At 71.7% G+C, this 18,721-nt stretch carries 20 protein-coding genes and 1 riboswitch; of the genes, 11 read left to right on the plus strand and 9 right to left on the minus strand.

The window, feature by feature from the left end; genetic code table 11:
• Positions 1-20 precede the first annotated feature (20 nt).
• From JYK18_RS13485 to JYK18_RS13495, 3 genes are all read right to left on the minus strand, one after another.
• A complete protein-coding gene (locus JYK18_RS13485) occupies positions 21-695 on the minus strand; it encodes a VanZ family protein (protein ID WP_206802400.1) in 675 nt (224 codons plus the stop codon).
• A 140-nt stretch (positions 696-835) separates the two neighbouring features.
• Positions 836-1,525, minus strand: a complete 690-nt coding sequence (locus JYK18_RS13490; protein ID WP_206802401.1) for a response regulator — start codon at positions 1,523-1,525, stop codon at positions 836-838.
• Positions 1,522-3,129 (minus strand): sensor histidine kinase, encoded by a 1,608-nt coding sequence (locus tag JYK18_RS13495; protein WP_206802402.1) that lies wholly within the window; start codon positions 3,127-3,129, stop codon positions 1,522-1,524. The genes JYK18_RS13490 and JYK18_RS13495 overlap by 4 nt, the downstream gene beginning before the upstream one ends.
• Before the next feature lie 168 nt (positions 3,130-3,297).
• Here JYK18_RS13495 and JYK18_RS13500 point away from each other — a divergent pair, with 168 nt between their 5' ends.
• From JYK18_RS13500 to JYK18_RS13510, 3 genes are read left to right on the plus strand one after another with little or no spacing between them, the layout of a single operon-like run.
• Complete coding sequence (locus JYK18_RS13500; RefSeq protein WP_206802403.1) at positions 3,298-4,284, plus strand: tripartite tricarboxylate transporter substrate binding protein; 987 nt, start codon at positions 3,298-3,300, stop codon at positions 4,282-4,284.
• A complete protein-coding gene (locus JYK18_RS13505) occupies positions 4,281-4,823 on the plus strand; it encodes a tripartite tricarboxylate transporter TctB family protein (protein ID WP_206802404.1) in 543 nt (180 codons plus the stop codon). Before JYK18_RS13500 ends, JYK18_RS13505 begins: the two co-directional genes overlap by 4 nt.
• Positions 4,823-6,337, plus strand: a complete 1,515-nt coding sequence (locus JYK18_RS13510; RefSeq protein ID WP_206802405.1) for a tripartite tricarboxylate transporter permease — start codon at positions 4,823-4,825, stop codon at positions 6,335-6,337. The genes JYK18_RS13505 and JYK18_RS13510 overlap by 1 nt, the downstream gene beginning before the upstream one ends.
• Positions 6,338-6,394: 57 nt before the next feature.
• Here the strand turns inward: JYK18_RS13510 and JYK18_RS13515 are convergent, their stop codons facing one another.
• Positions 6,395-7,030, minus strand: a complete 636-nt coding sequence (locus JYK18_RS13515; protein WP_206802406.1) for a TNT domain-containing protein — start codon at positions 7,028-7,030, stop codon at positions 6,395-6,397.
• Between the two features lie 51 nt (positions 7,031-7,081).
• Positions 7,082-7,984, minus strand: a complete 903-nt coding sequence (locus JYK18_RS13520) for a Gfo/Idh/MocA family protein (RefSeq protein ID WP_206802407.1) — start codon at positions 7,982-7,984, stop codon at positions 7,082-7,084.
• Between the two features lie 55 nt (positions 7,985-8,039).
• Here JYK18_RS13520 and JYK18_RS13525 point away from each other — a divergent pair, with 55 nt between their 5' ends.
• The 7 genes from JYK18_RS13525 (at position 8,040) to JYK18_RS13555 (ending at position 14,938) form a co-directional block, all read left to right on the plus strand.
• Positions 8,040-8,705 carry a hypothetical protein gene (locus tag JYK18_RS13525; RefSeq protein WP_206802408.1) on the plus strand — a complete coding sequence of 222 codons (666 nt, stop codon included), beginning with the start codon at positions 8,040-8,042 and terminating at the stop codon, positions 8,703-8,705.
• Positions 8,706-8,715: 10 nt separating this feature from the next.
• Positions 8,716-8,842, plus strand: a riboswitch (cobalamin riboswitch).
• Positions 8,843-8,923: 81 nt separating this feature from the next.
• A complete protein-coding gene (locus tag JYK18_RS13530) occupies positions 8,924-10,327 on the plus strand; it encodes a hypothetical protein (RefSeq protein WP_206802409.1) in 1,404 nt (467 codons plus the stop codon).
• On the plus strand, positions 10,324-11,184 hold the full coding sequence (locus JYK18_RS13535; protein WP_206802410.1) for an ABC transporter substrate-binding protein: 861 nt from the start codon (positions 10,324-10,326) through the stop codon (positions 11,182-11,184). Before JYK18_RS13530 ends, JYK18_RS13535 begins: the two co-directional genes overlap by 4 nt.
• Positions 11,174-12,256: an energy-coupling factor transporter transmembrane component T gene (locus tag JYK18_RS13540; protein ID WP_206802411.1), complete on the plus strand. Its 1,083-nt coding sequence runs from the start codon at positions 11,174-11,176 to the stop codon at positions 12,254-12,256. The genes JYK18_RS13535 and JYK18_RS13540 overlap by 11 nt, the downstream gene beginning before the upstream one ends.
• Positions 12,253-13,851 carry an ABC transporter ATP-binding protein gene (locus JYK18_RS13545; RefSeq protein WP_206802412.1) on the plus strand — a complete coding sequence of 533 codons (1,599 nt, stop codon included), beginning with the start codon at positions 12,253-12,255 and terminating at the stop codon, positions 13,849-13,851. Before JYK18_RS13540 ends, JYK18_RS13545 begins: the two co-directional genes overlap by 4 nt.
• Positions 13,848-14,096, plus strand: a complete 249-nt coding sequence (locus tag JYK18_RS13550; RefSeq protein WP_206802413.1) for a hypothetical protein — start codon at positions 13,848-13,850, stop codon at positions 14,094-14,096. Before JYK18_RS13545 ends, JYK18_RS13550 begins: the two co-directional genes overlap by 4 nt.
• Positions 14,093-14,938 (plus strand): ECF transporter S component, encoded by an 846-nt coding sequence (locus tag JYK18_RS13555; protein WP_206802414.1) that lies wholly within the window; start codon positions 14,093-14,095, stop codon positions 14,936-14,938. The genes JYK18_RS13550 and JYK18_RS13555 overlap by 4 nt, the downstream gene beginning before the upstream one ends.
• On the opposite strand, the gene JYK18_RS13560 is transcribed toward JYK18_RS13555, so the two are convergent.
• Positions 14,929-15,786, minus strand: coding sequence for a 3-hydroxybutyryl-CoA dehydrogenase (locus tag JYK18_RS13560; RefSeq protein ID WP_206802415.1), 858 nt, complete (start codon positions 15,784-15,786; stop codon positions 14,929-14,931). The genes JYK18_RS13555 and JYK18_RS13560 overlap by 10 nt on opposite strands.
• 95 nt (positions 15,787-15,881) lie before the next feature.
• Complete coding sequence (locus tag JYK18_RS13565; protein WP_153036347.1) at positions 15,882-16,070, minus strand: DUF3073 domain-containing protein; 189 nt, start codon at positions 16,068-16,070, stop codon at positions 15,882-15,884.
• Positions 16,071-16,255: 185 nt separating this feature from the next.
• On the opposite strand from JYK18_RS13565, the gene JYK18_RS13570 reads away from it, so the two are divergent.
• Positions 16,256-17,167 carry a hypothetical protein gene (locus tag JYK18_RS13570; RefSeq protein WP_206802416.1) on the plus strand — a complete coding sequence of 304 codons (912 nt, stop codon included), beginning with the start codon at positions 16,256-16,258 and terminating at the stop codon, positions 17,165-17,167.
• Here JYK18_RS13570 and JYK18_RS13575 read toward each other — a convergent pair.
• Together JYK18_RS13575 and JYK18_RS13580 are read right to left on the minus strand one after the other, a co-directional pair.
• On the minus strand, positions 17,164-18,120 hold the full coding sequence (locus JYK18_RS13575; RefSeq protein ID WP_206802417.1) for an asparaginase: 957 nt from the start codon (positions 18,118-18,120) through the stop codon (positions 17,164-17,166). The two genes, JYK18_RS13570 and JYK18_RS13575, sit on opposite strands and share 4 nt — an antisense overlap.
• On the minus strand, positions 18,117-18,689 hold the full coding sequence (locus tag JYK18_RS13580) for an aerial mycelium formation protein (protein WP_206802418.1): 573 nt from the start codon (positions 18,687-18,689) through the stop codon (positions 18,117-18,119). The genes JYK18_RS13575 and JYK18_RS13580 overlap by 4 nt, the downstream gene beginning before the upstream one ends.
• Between the last annotated feature and the right edge of the window lie 32 nt (positions 18,690-18,721).

An 18,721-nucleotide genomic window follows, 5' to 3' on the forward strand; every position in this document is an offset into this window, starting at 1 on the left:
TGGTGGAAAAAGCCGCGCATTCAGGTGCGTTCGGCGGTGGCCAGGTGCTGGGCGGCCGGGCGGTCGACACCGCATCTGATGCAGCGCGTGCCGCTCCACACGACTCTCGAGCGCGCGGCGTACGGCCGGTGCTGCCCGCCCACGCTGCGCCGCAACTGGGGTGGGATGACCGGCGGCCGCGGCCACCAGTTCCGGGTCAGCGCGGCGCCGATCGTCGCGCCGGCGGTGTTCAGCAGGACGTCGTCGGCCGAGGTGACCCGGCCCGCCTGGATGACGAACTGCATGACCTCCACCAGCAGCGACGCGCTCAGCGCGGCCACCGTCACCCGGCCGACCGTGCGCAGCGCGACCACCCGGAGCGGCAGCAACGCGCCCAAGGGCAGCAACAGCACCAGGTTCCCGGTGATCTGCCACAGCGAGCCCTGCCCCGACAGCGCGAGGTCGAGGTCGGTGCCAGGGGCCAGCTGGAGCGTGCTCCCGCTCGCCCCGGGAATGGGCATCGCCACCAGCACGAAGGCCAGGGTGCCGATCAGGGTGATGGCCGAATCCGCGCCCGCGGTGAGCACCGCGGAGCGCGCGGGTCTTCTTCTCCGCCGTCGCTGGGCGGCCAGGAGGAACCAGCCCGCGGCGGTGAAGGGTAGTGCCATGAAACCGATGGTGATCAGGATGCCGAAATCTCGCAGCAGCGCATCCACGCGTTCCCCTTTCCCGAACGCATCAGCTCAATGGGGGTGCCGGAAAACGCGCTGTCGCGTTTTGGCGGTGGCAAGATCACCATCGCACCGGCCGATCGGATCGGCACCTCAGGGAACCCGCCCGAATAGGTGATCTTCGGTTATTCGGCGTTCCAGTGGTATAACCGCTCGGGTCGTCCGGTACCGCCGTAACGCAGGCGGACCTCGGCTTTTCCGGTTTCCGCGAAATATTCGAGATAGCGGCGCGCACTGGGCCGGGAAAGCTCGGTGGCCTGCGCGCATTCGGTGGCGGACAACCCGTCCGGGCGGGCACGCAGCGCCTGCGCCACCAACTCGGCGGTCTGCTGGGTGAGGCCCTTCGGCAGCACGCCGGCACCGCGTGGCCGCGCGGCGAACACGTCGTCCACGTCCTCCTGGTTCGACACCTCACGCCGTTCCGAAAGGCGCGCGAGTTTTGCCTGCAACGCGGCGAAGTGCAGCAGCTGGTCGCGCAGCGCGGCGGCGGAGAATGGTTTGATCAGGTAGTGCAGCACGCCGCCGCGCATCGCGTTGCGCACGGTGTCCACGTCACGGGCGGCGCTGATGATCACCACATCGGTGTCCACTGTGGAGGGATCGGCGCGCAGCGCGCGCAGTACCGCGATCCCGTCCATGTCCGGCAGGTAGATGTCCAGCAGCACCAGATCCGGGCGCAGGTCGCGGACCGCACGCACCGCGTCCGCGCCGGTGTGGGCGACCCCCACCACGCTGAACCCGGTCACTCGTTCGACGTATCCACTGTGGACCTTCGCGACCATGAAGTCGTCGTCCACCACCAGAACCCGGATCACCGCGCCACCCGCTCGGGGATCAGCGGCAGGACCGCGGTGAAGACCGCGCCACCCGATCGGTTCGGGGGCCCGGTAGTCGTAGGCGGCGCAGCGTTGTGCACCTCGACCGAGCCACCGCGCCGGATGCAGGTCTGCCGGGTCAGGGCCAGGCCGAGCCCGCGCTGCCCGCCGTGCTCGGCGGCCTTGGTGGTGAACCCGTGCGCGAACACCTCGGTGGCGATCTCCGGCGCCACCCCCGGTCCGGAATCCCGCACCACCACCTCCACCCGGGTCTCGTCCTGCCGGATGCCGATCTCGATCCAGTCTCCGTGCCCCGGCCCGGCCGCGCGCAACGCGTCGAGCGCGTTGTCCACCAGGTTCCCGACCACGGTGACCAGATCCCCGGACAGCCGTTCGTCCACCGGGTCCAGTCTGCTGTCGTCGGTCAGCCGCAGTCCGGCACCCTGCTCGGCGGCGAGGCTGGCCTTGGCGATCAGCAACGCGGCCACCGCCACGTCGGACACCCGGCTGGTCACCTTGTCCTGCCACTCGCCCTGCTCGTGCGCCACCAGGTCGACGTACTCGCGCACCTCGTCGTACTCGCCGAGTTCGATCAGCCCGGCGATGGTGTGCAGCCGGTTGGAGAATTCGTGCGCCTGCGCCCGGAGCGTGTCGGTGGCGCGTGAGCTGGCCGCCAGCTCCTCGCGCAGGTTGACCAGTTCGGTGCGGTCGCGCAGGGTGGCCACCGCACCCAGTTCGGCGATCGGCAACCGGTTGAGCACCAGCACCCGCCCGGCCCGCAGCACGATCTGGTCCACCCCCTCGGCCCGGCCGGTGAGCACGTCCTTCAGCCGTTCGTTGATGTCCAGGTCGGCCACCGACGTGCCGACGCAGTCGTCCGGCAGCGCCAGCAGTTCACGCGCGTGGTCGTTCACCAGGGTGATCCGGTGCTGCTGGTCGAGGCCGAGCACGCCCTCCTTGATGCCGTGCAGCAGTGCCTCGCGGTGCTCGGCCAGCCCGGCGATCTCCCTCGGCTCCATGCCCAGCGTCTGCCGCTTGACCCGCCACGCGAGCAGCGCCGAACCGGCGATGCCGAGCACGGTGGCGATGCCGAGCAGGGCCAGCGCGTCGCTCGCCGAGTTGCCGAAGCCCTCGAAGAAGCCGGGCGTGGCCTTGCCCGCCGCGACGATGCCGTCGACCGTGCCGCGATCGCTGATCACCGGGACGTGCGCGACCAGCGAGTCGCCGATCTCGCCGACCCAGGCGCGGCCGCTGGTGATCATGCTGTCGCCGAGGTCGAGCGTGGTGCCGACCTGCTTCGGGTCGGGGGAGGTGATGATCCGGCGCGCGCGGTCGGTGATGATCACGAAGTCCGCGCCGGAGAGGCTGCGGGCGCCCTCGGCGAACACCGGCAGCGGGTCGCGGCGCAGCGGGTCGGGCAGGTTCTCGCGCACCCCCGGCGTGGCGGCGACGTTCTCCGCGACCGAAAGCAGGCGGCGGCCCTCGACGTCGGTGAACGACTTGTTCGACTGGGCCACCGAGAACAGCGCGACGCACGCGAGCAGGGCGAACACGATCACCAGCTGCCACCCGAGCAGCTGGCGCGCCAGTGATCCACGCTGCATGGCGCTCACTATGACAGCTTTTGCGCATGAAGCATCCGTGAGCAAAACGAACACAAGTACCGATAAGCGCGCAAGCGAGACAGACGGCCCGACCGAAGGCACGATGACTCGCTAACCGGGCCTCGTGTAACCGAGGTCACCCCGTGCAGGCGTACAACGGAGTGCCTGATGAAGAACCCGAAGACCTGGCTGTCGGTGCTCGTCGCCGCGGTGCTGGTCCTACTCATCCCACCACTGGTCTCCACCGGGAGCGACGAAGCCGGCGACCAGATCCGCAACTTCCGGGTGATGGTGCCGAACTCACCGGGTGGTGGCTACGACATCACCGCCCGCACCGCGGTCAAGGCCATCGAGGAGGCCGGGCTCAACGGCACCACCGAGGTGTTCAACCTGCCCGGTGCCGGCGGCACGGTCGGCCTCGGCAGGCTGGTCAACGAACGCGGCAACGGCAAGCTCGCGATGTCGATGGGCCTCGGCGTGGTCGGCGCGGTGTACACCAACCGCGCGCCGTCCTCGCTGCAGGACACCACCCCGATCGCCAAGCTCACCGAGGAATCCGACGTCGTGGTGGTCGGCAAGGACTCGCCGTACCAGAACATCGGCCAGCTGATCGAGGCGTGGAAGGCCAATCCCGGCGCGGTCCCGGTCGGCGGCGGCTCGGCCCCCGGCGGACCGGACCACCTGGCCCCGATGCTGATGGCGAAGGCCGCCGGCATCGCCCCGCCCACGGTGAACTACGTGCCGTTCGACGGCGGCGGCGAGCTGATGGCCTCGGTGCTCGGCGGCAAGGTCGGCTTCGGCGTCTCCGGCATCGGCGAGACCCGCGACCAGATCGAGGCCGGTGAACTGCGTGCGCTGGCGGTGACCAGCCCGAATCGGGTGCCCGGCCTGGACGCGCCGACGCTGCAGGAGTCCGGCGTGGACGTCAGCTTCACGAACTGGCGCGGCATCGTCGCACCGCCGGGAATTTCCAACGGTGACAAGGAAAAGCTGGTCTCGCTGTTCACCAGGCTGCAGGACACGCAGCAGTGGCAGGACGCGCTTCGGCTCAACGGCTGGACCAACGCCTTCTCCGCCGGGGACGAGTACGGCGCCTTCCTCAAGGCGGAGAACGACCGCGTGGCTTCGGTGCTGAAGGAGTTGGGGCTGGCATGACGACCACAGTGGACAACGAGCCGGTGGACGAGCGCCCGCCGGAGAAGCAGAGCTGGTGGCGCGAGCACTCCGAGCTGGGCATCTGCGTGCTCCTGCTGGCCACCGGCGTGCTGGTGCTGACCGACGCGCTGAGCATCCCGACCGACTTCACCCAGCGCGGCCCGGTCGGGCCGAAGGCGGTGCCGGTGCTGGTCGGGTCCGCACTGGTGCTGGTCGCCGCGCTGCTCGCGGTCAACGTGCTGCGCGGCGGCAAGGGCGAGGCCGAAGCCGGTGAGGACATCGACCTCGACGCGCCGACCGACTGGCGCACGGTGCTCCTGCTGTCCGGGGCGTTCCTGCTGAACGCGGCGCTGATCGACACGGTCGGCTTCCCGATCTCGTCGGCGCTGATGTTCTGGGGCGCGGCCTTCGCGCTGGGCAGCCGGAACTTCGTGCGCGACCCGCTGATCGCGGCCGGGGTCTCGGTGATCACCTGGCTGGCGTTCAACGAACTGCTCGGGGTGCCGCTGCCCGGTGGCCCGCTGATGGGAGTGCTGTGATGGACGCGCTGACCAATCTGCTGGACGGGTTCGGCACCGCGCTCACCCCGCAGCACCTGCTCTTCGCCGCGATCGGCGTCATCCTCGGCACCGCGATCGGCGTGCTGCCGGGCATCGGCCCGGCGATGGCGGTGGCGCTGCTGCTGCCGGTGACCTACGGGCTCGACCCGACCGCGGCGTTCATCATGTTCGCCGGCATCTACTACGGCGGCATGTTCGGTGGTTCGACCACCTCGATCCTGCTGAACACCCCGGGCGAGAGCGCGGCGGTGGTGGCCGCGATCGAAGGAAATCCCATGGCCCGCAAGGGCCGCGGCTCGCAGGCGCTGGCCGCGGCGGCGATCGGGCACTTCATCGGCGGCATCATCGGCACCACCGCGCTGGTGCTGCTGGCGCCGATGGTGGCCAAGCTCGCGGTGGACATCGGCGCGCCGGACTACTTCGCCATCATGGTGCTCGCGTTCATCGCGGTGACCTCGGTGCTCGGCAAGTCCCGCATCCGCGGCTTCGCCTCCCTGCTGATCGGGCTGACCATCGGCCTGGTCGGGCTGGACGAGATGACCGGGCAGTCGCGGCTGACCTTCGGTTCGCTGCACCTGTCCGACGGCATCGACGTGGTGATCGTGGCGGTCGGCCTGTTCGCCGTCGGCGAGTCGCTGTGGGTGGCCGCGCACCTGCGGCAGAAGCAGGCGAAGCCGATCCCGGTCGGGCGGCCGTGGCTGTCCAAGGCGGACCTCCGCCGGACCTGGAAGCCGTGGCTGCGCGGCCCGGTGATCGGGTTCCCGTTCGGCGCGATCCCGGCCGGTGGCGCGGAGATCCCGACTTTCCTGTCCTACGTGACGGAAAAGCGGCTGTCGAAGCACAAGGACGAGTTCGGCAAGGGCGCCATCGAGGGCGTCGCCGGTCCCGAATCCACGGCCAGCGCGTCGGCCGCCGGGACCCTGGTGTCCATGCTGACGCTGGGCCTGCCGACCACGGCGGTGGCCGCGGTGATGCTGGCGGCGTTCCAGCAGTACGGCATCCAGCCGGGCCCGCTGCTGTTCGAACGCGAGTCGGCGCTGGTGTGGGGCCTGATCGCGAGCCTCTTCGTGGGCACGGTGCTGCTGCTGGTGATCAACCTGCCGATGGCACCGGTGTGGGCGAAGCTGCTGCGTATCCCGCGGCCGTACCTGTACGCGGGCATCCTGTTCTTCGCCAGCGTCGGCGCCTACGCGGTCGGCGGCGAGGTGATCGACCTGGTGCTGTTGTTCATCATCGGGCTGATCGGGTTCGCCATGCGGCGCTACGGGCTGCCGGTGCTGCCCGCGGTGATCGGGGTGATCCTCGGGCCGAGCGCGGAACAGCAGATGCGGCGGGCGCTGCAGCTGTCCGACGGTGAGCTGACCGGACTGGTGAACTCGCCGATGGCGGTGGTGGTCTACGCGATCATCGCGGTGCTGCTGGCGTGGCCGCTGCTGCGCAAGCTGCGGCGGAAGCCCGCGGAGACGCCGGAGCACGAGCGCATCGACGCCTGACCCCCAGGACGGCGAGCGGGGCACCCACCGGGCGGTGGTGCCCCGCTCGTTTTTTGTTCAGAGGCGGGCGAGATACCCGTTGTCCACCAACCAGAGCACGTTCAGCTGGGCCGGGGCGCCCGGCACCAGCGCGCCGTTGAGCTGGTACTGCTCCCCGCCGCCCGGCTGCGCGAACCACGGCGCGATCGGGCCCTCGTACACGGAGAACTCCCGCAGCACCTGGTAGGCGCGGTAGTTGCACTGCTCGGCCGGGACGCCGACGAGGTTCTGCGGCGGGATCGCCCGGGTGGAGTAGTGCGAACCCTTGGGCGCGAGGAAACCGCCGTACTCACTGCCGTAGCGGTCGATCCGCTCGCCCGGTTCCAGCGCACCGACCTCGCGGTCGGGTTGGCCGTCCGGGCCGATCACGTAGCCGTCGGCCGGCGGGTACCGCCAGCTGCCCGCCCCGGTGTCGTAGTACTCGGCGAGGAACCGCTCCTCCGGCAGGTGGCCGGTGCGGTGGTAACCCAGCAACTGCCAGCCGACCACACCCACCTTCGGCAGGCGTTGCGGGCCGAGGCGCTTGTCACCGTGGAAGAAGGTGGCGGAGCACTCGGTGAGGCGGGAATCGGTCGACGCCGAGGCCGTCGGCGGTACCACCAGTACCGCGGAGAGCAGGGCGACCGCGGTCGCGAAACTCTTGAACCAGCGCATGTCCGGAAATTCTTCCCGGCGCGGAAGACCCCGGGTAGCGCCTGATCCGGGCTACTTCGAAACCACCCGAAGGGCTTGGTCGATCACCCGCTGGATGTGCAGCCCGCGCCGCACGTCGCACGGGTGGTCGCGGGTGCCGCTGGCGATGAGCGCGGCGAAGTCGTCGAGCAGGGCGGTGTAGCTGTCCTGCGGGGTGCCGGGCCGCTGGTTCACGCTGCGGAACCCGTTTTCGCCGAACACCGCCAGTTCCACCACCGTCGGCAGGATCGGCAACCGCAGCGAGAGCACCGCCGTGCTGGTGATGCCGCCTTCGTGTTCGAGCAGCACAGTCCACAGGTCGCCGTCGGTGCGGTGCGCGGCGAGCACCCCGGTGATCGGCCCGAGCGCCGCGTCGAGCAGGTCGAACGCGTGCGGTCCGACGTCGGCGAGCGCGCCCGCGTTCTCGTGCCGCCACGCCGAATCGCGGTAGGTCTCGTTCAGCAGCGCGCCGGAGAGCCAGCGCGCGCTGCCTCCGGCCCAGCCGCCCGCTTCCTTGAGCCCGGCCAGCCACTCCTGGGTCTGGATCGCGTACCGCAGGGTGAACATGACCAGCGCGGCGACGCCCGATTCGGCCACGGTCCCGGCGAGCCGTTCCGCGGTGGCGAGATCGGCGGCGATCGGCTTCTCCAGGATCAGGTGCTTGCCCGCGGCCGCCGCCCGGGTGGCGATCTCGGCCTGCACGGACGGCGGTACCGCGAAGGCGACCGCGTCCACCTGGTCGAGCAGCTCGTCGACGGTTTCGACGGCGGTCGCGCAGTGCGCTTCGGCCAGCTCACGGGCGGCCTCGGGACGCCGGGTCCAGATCGCGGTCAGATCGGTGCCGGGGTGTTCGGCCAGTCCCGGCGCGTGCACCGTCTTCGCCCAGGGACCGCCACCGACAAGACCTACCCGCAACTGCTGATCCACGGGGGACATCCTGCCTTACGCGGTCGTGGGTTAACGTCTGGTGCCCTCTCGGAAAGGTTGTCCCATGCGCCGCCTTCGCTCGGTTCTCGCGGTCGCGGCACTCGTCGCGGCCCTCTCCCCGGTGACCACCGCCGCCGCCGTGGACCAGGGCAAAGGCACCCCGGGGTACTGCCCCGGCGGCAACGGGATCACCGTGGTGGTCGACTTCCACGAACTCGGCGGGGACACGATCGTCCGCTGCGCTCCCGGCGAGCAGGCCAGCGGCCTGAGCGCGTTGCAGAACGCGGGCTTCGAACTCACCGGCACGCAGCGCTGGGGTCTGGCCACGCTCTGCCGGATCGAGGCCAAGCCGGGACCCGAGGCCGAGGGCTGCGCCGACTACCCGCCGGTCACCGCGTACTGGAGCTACTGGCAGGCGCCGGACGGCGGGAGCTGGGGATTCGCCCAGGCCGGCGTGCAGGAGTCGAAGCCGCAGGCAGGCGGCTTCGAGGGCTGGTCGTTCGCCAAGGACAAGAGCATGGACACCACGCCGGCGCCGCGGATCGCGCCGGTCCGGCAGGCCGGGACCTCCGGGGTCACGCCGGACGGGGTCGCCTGGACCGGCGGGCAGGCGCAGCAGGCCGAACCGGACGCCGGTTTCCCGTGGGGCGCGGTGCTCGGCGGAGCCGCGGTGCTCCTGGTCGGCGGGGCCGCGGTGGTCACCGTCGTCCGGCGCAAGCGTTCTTCCTGACGCTTCCCCGGCGCCACCGCCGTGGGTTAGTGTCAAGTGCTCGTGTGGGGGAAGCCGGTGCGAATCCGGCGCTGACCCGCAACCGTGATCGCCTCGTGGCGTGAGCCGGAATGCCCACTGAGCAGGCAAGGCTCCACTGTCGAGGATTACGGGCGGAGTCCTGGGTGTTGGTGGCTTCGCGCTGCACGCGTCCCGGGCGTCCCGGGAGAGGCCCTTCCATGCGCGCCGCCGTCCGTGCGCTCGCCGGGATCACCGGCGTGGCCGGGATCGCCACCGCGATCGCCCTGCCCGCACCAGCCGTCGAAGTGAACCCGCACGCCGCCGCCGGGACCGCCGCCGCGAAGTGGCTGGCCGGTGAGCTGGTGGACCACCGGCTGCCCGGGTTCATGGGCACCGACTGGGGCCTGACCATCGACGCCCTGTTCGCGCTCCGCGCCACCGGGCAACCGCAGGCGGCGGGCGTGGCCGACGCGATCGACAAGGACGGCGCGGGCTTCTACACCTTCCCGATCGACCAGACCCAGAGCGCCTGGATCGCCGGTGCGACGGCCAAAACGCTGGCCGCGGCGGTGGCCGCGGGCCGCGATCCGAAGAACTTCACCGGCCGCGACCTCCGCCAGGCCACGCTCGACCTGGTCGCGCCCGACGGCCAGTTGCGCAGCAAGAACACCGGCAACGACGGCTCCAACACCTTCGACCAGGCCCTCGGCGTGATCGGCCTGGCCCGCAGCGGTGGGGTGCCGCCGGAGGTGGTCGGCTTCCTGGTCAAGCAGCAGTGCCCGGCCGGTGGTTTCCGCCTCGGCGGTGACTTCGGTGGTGACGCGGTGACCTGCACCGACGACAAGACCATCGACCCGGACTCCACCGGCATGGCGGTGCAGGCGCTGCTGGAGGCGGACAAGAACGGCGTGGCCGGCGCGAAGGCGGCGGCCGACAAGGGCGCCGCCTACCTGGCGCAGACCCAGCGCGCCGACGGCTCGTTCGGCGGTTCCGGCCCGACCGTCGGCTCGAACACCAACTCCACCGGACTGGTCGGCCAGGCGCTGGCCGTCACCGGCCACACCGCCGCCGCGAACCGGGCCGCCGACTGGGTGGTGACCCACCAGCTGACCGTGCAGAACGCCGGGAAGGCCGCCGGGGACGTGGGTGCACTCGCCTACAACAAGGAGGGCCTCGACGACGCGGCGGCGAACGCGGTCGACGGCAAGATCCCCGGCATGCAGCGGGACCAGTGGCGCCGCGCGGGCGCGCAGGCCCTGCTGGCGCTGGCGAAACTGCCGCTCACGCACGCCCCGTCCGGTCCAGGCCCCGACCCCGGCCCCGATCCCGGTCCTGGCCCTGGCCCCGGCCCCGGCCCCGGCCCCGGCCCCGGTCCTGGTCAGCCCTCGGAGCCCTCGGTGCCGTCCTCGACGCCCACCTCCACCTCGTCGGGTCAGCCGAGCACCACGACGAGCAGCACGTCACCGGGGCTGGCGGCGGCGCCGAAGCACACCGGCGGCACGCAGCAGAAGAAGCTCGCGCAGACCGGGTCCCCGGTCGCGGAGGTCCTGGTCGGCGGTGTGGTGCTGATCGCCGTGGGCGTCGGCCTGCTGGTCGCCGGACGACGGAGGAGCGCCCGATGAGACTCGCCCGGATCGCCGCCTCGACCGCGCTGGTGCTGTCGATGGCCCCGCTGGCCACCGCCTCGGCCGTCGACCACGGCAAGGGCTCGCCCGGTTACTGCCCCGACGGCACCGGGGTCACCGTGGTGGTCGACTTCCAGGAACTCGGCGGGGACACGATCGTCCGCTGCGCTCCCGGTGGCCAGGCCAGCGGACTGACCGCGTTGCAGAACGCGGGCCTCGAACTCACCGGCGTGCAGCGCTGGGGGCTGGGCTTCATCTGCCGGATCGAGGGCAAGCCGGGCGCGGACACCGAGGCCTGCATCGACACCCCGCCCGCCACCGCGTACTGGGCCTACTGGCACGCGCCGAACGGCGGCAGCTGGACCTACAGCCAGCTGGGCGTGATGAACCGGAAGCCGCCGCCGGGCAGCTTCGAAGGCTGGTCGTTCGCCAAGAACAAGTCCGCCGGGAACAACCCGGCCCCGCGGATCGGGCCGGTCCGGCCCAACCAGGCCGTCGAGCCACCGCCACCCGCCGAGCAGCAGAACGGCGCGATCCCGGGCCGTGACGGCGTGCCGGCGGCGCCGCCCGCACCGGAAGAAGCCGTGCCACCACCCGCGGAAGCGCCACCCTCGGAAGCGCCGACCAGTTCGGCCGCGCCGACCTCCGCGCCCGCGCTGGTCGCGACACCCCCTCCGAGCCCGTCGCCGGTCGGCGGGGTCGCGCCGGGCGGCGTCGCGTGGACCGGAGGCGAGGCGTTGCCGTCCACGCGGGACTCCGGCTTCCCGTGGGGCGCGGTGCTCGGTGGCGCCGCGGTGCTCCTGGTCGGCGGAGCCGCGGGGGTCACCGCCTACCGTCGCAAACGTGCTTCCTAGGAACCTCCACCCGGCGGCGTGGTGGCTGTGGGCCCTCGGGCTCGCGGTCGCCGCCAGCCGCACCACCAACCCGTTCCTGCTCGGCCTGATCATCGCCGTGCTCGGGTTCGTGGTGGCCAACCGCCGCAGCGACGCGCCGTGGGCGCTGGCCTTCCGGCTGTACGCCTACATCGGGTTGTTCATCGTGGTGATGCGGGTGCTGTTCCGGATCCTGATCGGCGGGCAGGACGGCGGGCACGTGCTGTTCGACCTGCCGGAGATCCCGCTGCCGTCGATCGCCGCCGGGATCACCCTGCTCGGCCCGACCTCGGCCGAGGAGCTGCTCGGCGGTTTCTACGACGGGCTGAGGCTGGCCACCATGGTGCTCTGCGTGGGCGCGGCGAACGCGCTGGCGAACCCGAAACGCCTGCTCAAGGCGGTTCCCGGGGCGCTGTACGAGGTCGGCACCGCGGTCACCGTGGCGTTGTCGGTGGCGCCGCAGCTGGCCGAGAGCGTGCTGCGGGTGCGGCGCGCGCGGCGGTTGCGAGCCGGTCGCCAGAAGGGCATGAGGGCGTTGAAGGGGATCATCATCCCGGTGCTCGAGGACGCGATGGACCGGTCGCTGATGCTGGCGTCGGCGATGGACTCGCGGGGGTACGGCCGTCGCGGGTACCTGCCGCGATCGGTGCGGGTCGTGGTCGGGGTGTGCGTGCTGGCCGGGCTGACCGGGGTGTGCGTCGGGGTCTACGGCGTGCTCGACGGCACGTCCGGCTGGCTGGGCACGCCACTGCTGCTCGGCGGGCTGGTTGTCTCGGTGGTCGGGTTCCTGCTCGGCGGACGGCGAGTCCGGCGCACCACCTACCGGCCCGACCCGTGGCGGTGGCCGGAGACCGTGGTGGCCGCGGCCGGGGTGGGCGCGGCGGCGGCGCTGTTCGCCACCACGCAGATCGACGCGGCGAACCTGTACCCGTCGCTGAACCCGCTGCGCTGGCCGGAACTCTCGCCGTGGCACGCTGGGGCGTTGCTGCTGGGCGTGCTGCCCGCCTGGCTGGCACCACCACCACTGCTGACCGGGGAGGGGGTCCGGGCGTGATCGAGTTCTCGCGGGTGAGCATCACCTACGCCGAAGCCACCACCCCGGTGCTGTCCGATGTGGACCTCCTGGTCGAGGAGGGCGAGCTGTGCCTGGTCGCCGGGCGGACCGGCTCGGGCAAGTCGAGCTTCCTCGGCGCGATCAACGGACTGGTGCCGCACTTCACCGGCGGTCACCTGCGCGGCAGCGTGCGGGTGGCGGGCAAGGACACCGCACAGCACCCGCCGCGCGAGTTCGCCGAGCTGGTCGGCGTGGTCGGGCAGGACCCGCTGGCCGGGTTCGTCACCGACACCGTCGAGGAGGAGCTCGCTTACGGCATGGAGCAGCTGGCCGTGCCGCCCGAGGTGATGCGCAAGCGGGTCGAGGAGACGCTGGACCTGCTGGGCATCGCCGAGTTGCGCAACCGTCCACTTCGGACGCTTTCCGGCGGGCAGCAGCAGCGGGTGGCGATCGGCTCGGTGCTCACCGCGCACCCGAAGGTGCTGGTGCTGGACGAGCCGACCTCGGCGCTGGACCCGACCGCGGCCGAGGACGTGCTGGCCGCGATCACCCGGCTGGTGCACGACCTCGGCACCACCGTGGTGGTCGCCGAACACCGGATGGAACGCGTCGCGCAGTACGCCGACCGCCTGCTCTACCTGCCCGGCGACGGCTCGATCCGGTCCGGCACCCCGGCCGAGGTGCTGGCCGGCGCGGACGTCGCGCCGCCGCTGGTCGAGCTGGGCAGGCTGGCCGGGTGGTCGCCGCTGCCGCTGTCGGTGCGGGACGCCCGGCGCCGGGCCGGGCCGCTGCGCGAGCAGCTGACCGGCCGGTCGCCGGTGGTGGTGTCGCGGCCGGACGCGCCGGTGAAGCTGGCGGCGGAGAAGGTGGTGGTGCGCTACGGCGAGCTGGTCGCCGTGCGGGAGGTCAGCCTCGACCTGCGTGGCGGGCAGATCGTGGCGTTGATGGGGCGCAACGGGTCCGGCAAGTCGTCGCTGCTGTGGGCGTTGCAGGGCAGCGGGCCGCGCGCCGGCGGCAAGGTGGACGTCGGTGGCCAGGATCCGAAGGCGTTGAAGCCGCATCGGGCGAGGCGGCTGGTCGGCCTGGTCCCGCAGACCCCCGGTGACCTGCTCTACCTCGATTCGGTGGACAACGAGTGCACGCAGGCCGACCTCGAATCGGGGGCCGCGGCGGGCAGCTGCCGCGCCATGCTCGACCGCCTGACCCCCGGCATCGACGGCGGCAAGCACCCGCGCGACCTGTCCGAGGGGCAGCGGCTGGCGCTGGTGCTGGCGATCCAGCTGACCGCCGCGCCCGAGGTGATGCTGCTCGACGAGCCGACCCGAGGCCTGGACTACCACGCGAAACGGCACTTCAGCGCGGTCCTGGCGGAGCTGGCGGCGAAGGGGGCGGCCATCGTGCTCGCCACGCACGACGTGGAGTTCGTCGCGACGGCGGCCGACCGCGTGGTGGTGATGGCCGAAGGCGACGTGGTCGCCGACGGCCCGACGGCGGAGGTGGTGGTGGCGTCGCCCGCCTTCGCCCCGCAGGTGGCGAAGGTCCTGGCCCCAGCCGAGTGGCTCACGGTCGACCAGGTAGCGAAGGCCCTGGCATGACCGCCTCCGGCGACCGCGGCTCAGGTCGCGGCGGCCTCGTTCCGACCGGCTCGGTCGGCCGCGGCTCAGGTCGCGACGGTCTCGTTCCGACCGGCTCGGTCGGCCGCGGCTCAGGTCGCGGCGGCCTCGGCCCGACCGCCACCGTCGACTGCGGCTCAGGCTCCGAAGGCCTCGGCCGGCCCGGCTTCCTCGGCCGCGATAGCACCGCCATGGCCGATCTCAACAACCCCGGAGAGCGGGCATGACCGAAGCCGGTGACTTCCTCGAGCGGCCCAAGGTTGTGCGCATCACCCCGCGCTCCGCCGTGGTGCTGACCATCGCGGCCGTCCTCGGGCTGTCGATGTTCTTCTGGCCGCTGTTCGCCTCACCTCAGCCGGGCGCGCAGGCCCACTCGGCCGACGCGCCCTTCATCTTCATGTTCACCCTGCCGGTGCTGATCCTGATCGTGCTCGCCGAGGTCTCCGGCGGCGGCATCGATTCGAAGGCGCTGGCCATGCTGGGCGTGCTGTCCGCGATCAACGCCGGCCTCCGACCGCTGGGCGCGGGCACCGGCGGCATCGAGACCGTCTTCTTCCTGCTGATCCTCGCCGGGCGCGTGTTCGGCCCCGGCTTCGGCTTCGTGCTCGGCTCGACCTCGCTGTTCGCGTCGGCCCTGCTCACCGCCGGGGTCGGGCCGTGGCTGCCGTTCCAGATGCTGTCGTCGTCGCTGCTGGGGCTGGGCGCGGGCCTCCTGCCGCAGCGGGTCCGCGGCAGGGGCGAGATCGCCATGCTGGCCGCGTACGGCGTGGTCGCCGCCTACTTCTTCGGCTTCGTGATGAACATGTGGTTCTGGCCGTTCCTGGCCGGGACCTCGATGGACCCGGCCACCGCCGGCCTGGCCTTCGTCCCCGGCGACGACCTCGGCGCGAACCTGCACCGCTTCTTCGTCTTCTCGCTGCTGACCTCGACCTTCGGCTGGGACACCGGCCGCGCGATCACCAACCTGATCGCCATCGTGCTGGTCGGCCCGGCGGTACTGGCCACCCTCCGGCGCGCCTCCCGCCGGGCCGCCTTCAGCGCCCCGGTGACCTTCCGGTCTCAGCCGTAGGAGTAGAAGCCCCGGCCGGTCTTCTTGCCGAGCAGCCCGGCGTCCACCATGCGCAGCAGCAGCGGCGGCGACGAGTACAGCGGCTCCTTGAACTCGGCGTACATCGAGTCCGCGATCGCCTTGATGGTGTCCAGCCCGATCAGGTCGGACAGGCGCAACGGCCCCATCGGGTGCGCGGTGCCCAGCTCCATGCCGCGGTCGATGTCCTCCGCCGAGGCGAAGCCCGACTCGATCATCCGGATCGCCGAGAGCAGGTACGGCACCAGCAGCGAGTTCACGATGAACCCGGCCCGGTCCTGCGACCGGATCACCGTCTTGCCCAGCGTGCCGGTCGCGTGCTCCTCGGCCGCCTTGATGGTGTCCTCACCGGTCAGCAGCGAGGGCACCAGCTCGACCAGCGGCAGCACCGGCACCGGGTTGAAGAAGTGGATGCCGACCACCTGGGCCGGCCGCCGGGTGGCCATGCCCAGCTTCATGATCGGGATCGACGAGGTGTTGGAGGCGAAGATCGCGTCCTCGGCCTCGACCACCTTGTCCAGCGCGCCGAACACCTCGACCTTGGCCTGCTCCTGCTCGAGGATGGCCTCGACCACCAGCTGGCGGTCGGCGAACGCGTCGAGGTCGGTGCTGAAGGTCAGCCGCGCCAGCGCCGCCTCGGCGTCCTCTGTGGAGAGTTTGCCGCTGCGCGTCCCGCGCTCGAGTGACTTCTCGATGCGCTTGCGCCCGGCATCCAGCGCAGGCTGGGACACCTCGCTGACCACCACGTCGAGGCCTGCCCTCGCGTGCACCTCGGCGATACCCGAGCCCATCAGGCCCGCACCGATCACTCCGACCCGTTCAACCCGCACCGTTGCCTCCTAGTTGAAGCCCTGTTCGCGGAGGCACGCGTGAGGCGAGGGTGGGCGCCGGGTTCACCGGCTCACCCACCCTCGCGTTCATGCGTTCAGCGGCGATACTCGTCGTACTCGTCGGCGTACGGGTCTTCGTATCGCTGATCGTCCTCGCGTGGTTCCACGTCCGAGGACCTACCAGACAGCTCGCGCTGCAAAGCGTCGAAGTCCGTTTCGTGGGAGGAGTACTTGAGCTCCCGCGCCACCTTCGTCTGCTTAGCCTTAGCCCGGCCGCGCCCCATGGCTCGACCCCCTCGCACAGGGGCGGGGCGGCCGGGGGTAGCGGCGGCCCCGCATCGTCTCGACAATTCTTTCCTGAACACACCGTACCGTGTCCGGGGGGTGGAATGCGACGCGGCACGGTGTGCAAGACGCGACATTGACCTCCGGTGGTGATCCGCGCAGGTAGCCGTGTCACGATTCACGGGTGCTTCGTCCGTTCGTGGCCTACCTCAGGGTGTACGAGCCGCTGTCCGCGTTCGGCGACACCGTCGACCCGCGCCTGGTCGAGGCGGTCGAGAGAGCCAAGCTGACCCGCGCCAGCGTCGGCGAGCGCGAACAGCGGATGTGGCTCAGGTCACAGGTCACCACGCCCGCCCGGTTGCTGCCGGCGGAGCTGGTCGACGGCCGCCCCGCGCCGAGTGCGAAGACCGACCTGCTGGTGCTCGATCCGGCCGAGGTGCCGGTGGTGCCCGACGGCGGTGCCGAGGTCGGCCCCGGCCCGCTGGTCTGCCCGCTGGAACTCCGCGCCCGCTCGGCCGCGGCACTGGTCAACTTCCTCGGCGACGCGCACCCCGCGCTGCGAGCCGCCGTGCTGACCGCCGGCGGGGTGACCGCCGAGTCCATCCGGGCCAGGACCGCCGCCGCGCTCGGCGAGCTGCGCGGCTCGGTGGTGCACGTGCTGTCCACCACCTGGACCGTGCCGCTGCCGTGGTTCGCCCTGGTCGACCCGGACCAGCGGCGGCTGGTGCTCGGCTCGTCCCGGCACGACCCCCGCCGCGAGCTGTCCTGGCGGGTGGCCATGGGCGACGCCCAGCGCCGGGTCGAGGAGGCCTACGAGCTGGTCGAGCAGACCTTCGGCGACTCGGGCCCCGGCCGCGTGCTGGAGGAGACCGGGCGCTGGCTCTCGCACTTCCACCCCAACTCCGCGGTCGAGCTGGACTACGGCGGCCTCGTGCAGTTGATCGCCGACCCGATCCTGGAATCGGACAAATCCGCCGAGGACGTGCACAACATCCTCGACGCCCTGCGCGAGGGCAATGTCGAGGAGCTGGCCGAGCTGTTCGGCGAGCTGCGCGACTACTGGAGCGAGCTCGCCGCCCGCGAGCGGTTCAACTAGAACGTCACCCGGAACTCGCCGACCTCGCGCCCACCGCCGAGCACCCAGCCGGCCCCGCGCGCGAGACCGTCCAAAACGGACGCTGCCGCGTCGGAGGCCGGGGTGTGCCCGAGCTTGCGCAACGCAGTCACCAGCACCGCCTCGCGGACGCGCTGGCCACCGTCGTCGATCTTCACCGTGATCGCGGAGCCGTCCGGCAGGGCCACCGCGTGCACGCCCTCCGCGCCGCCCTTGGCGAGCAGGCCATCGACCGCCAGCATCAGCACGGTGTCCTCGCGGCCGGTGCCGCCGATCAGCCACGGGTTCGCCCGCATGCACCGGTCGATCCGGCGCTCGGCTTCGTCGTCCGAGGTGGTCAGGCGCGAGAACGAGCGCGCGAGCCCGGCCAGCGAGAAGGCGAACAGGGGCGCGCCGCAGCCGTCGACCCCGGTGTGCGCGATCTCCTCACCGATCAGGTCCTCGATGGCCTCGCCGATGATCCGCTGGAGCTTGTGGTCCGGCGACAGGTAGTCCTCGGTCGACCAGCCGCGCTGCACGCAGGTGACCAGCATGCCCGCGTGCTTGCCGGAACAGTTCATCGCCAGCCGGTCGGGCGCACCGGCGCGGATGGCGTCGATCCGGCTCGGCCCGTGCAGCGGGTAGTCGGCCGGGCACCGGAGGTCCGCTTCGCTCAGGCCGTGCCGCGCCAGCAGCTCGGCGACCCGGCGGACGTGCTCGGGCTCGCCGTTGTGCGAGGCGCAGATGATGGCGAGGTCCTCGTCGTCGACCTCCAGCCCGGCCCGCAGCATGCCGAGCGCCTGCAGCGGTTTGTTCGACGACCGCGGGTACACCGGGACCCGGGTCTCACCCAGTTCTAGCACCGGCTCGCCGCCGGGTCCGGTGATCAGCAACGACCCGCGGTGGAAGCTCTCGGTGAAACCGGAGCGGACCACCTCGACGAGCGTGGGGTTCAAGAAGCGTCCTCGCGTTTCCCTCGTTCACTGGCGAGCAGTTCGTCGACCGAGGCCAGCCCCTCGGCGTAGCGGCCGGCGATCTCGCCGTTGATGGTGTCGACCACCACCTGCACCTCGCGGCGGCGCGCGGAGACGGACTCCTCGGCGCGGTGGTAGTCGGCGAGCGTGCCGGCCAGCTTCTCGTCGGTCAGCTCGGTGACGTCGGTGAGCCCGGAGTCGCCGGCCAGCGCCTCGGCCTGCCGCCGGTAGTCGCCCGCCCGTGACGGCTCCAGCTGCTGGAGCCTGCCGAGCGCGGCCGGGCCGAGCGCGTTGTCCGCGAGAATGGTGGCCAACTGGTCGACCACGCTGCCGGACAGCTCACCGCTGGAGCGGCGCTGCTGCTCGGCACGCACGATGTCGATGCGGGCGTGCAGCACGCGGCGCAGGTAGGACAGATCGGTCTCCTCCTGCGCGGCCTCGTTGCGGCGCTCGCGCAGCGTGTTGAGCGTGAGGTCGTCGAGCCCGCGCACGTATTCGGGGTTCAGGACGCGGTCGATGCGACGGCGCCCACCAGGCCGGACTTCAATCACGTGATCATCCTTCGTGCTGCCCCCCGGTTCCG

The sequence above is a fragment of the Amycolatopsis sp. 195334CR genome (genome assembly GCF_017309385.1).
Classification (GTDB): Bacteria; Actinomycetota; Actinomycetes; order Mycobacteriales; family Pseudonocardiaceae; genus Amycolatopsis.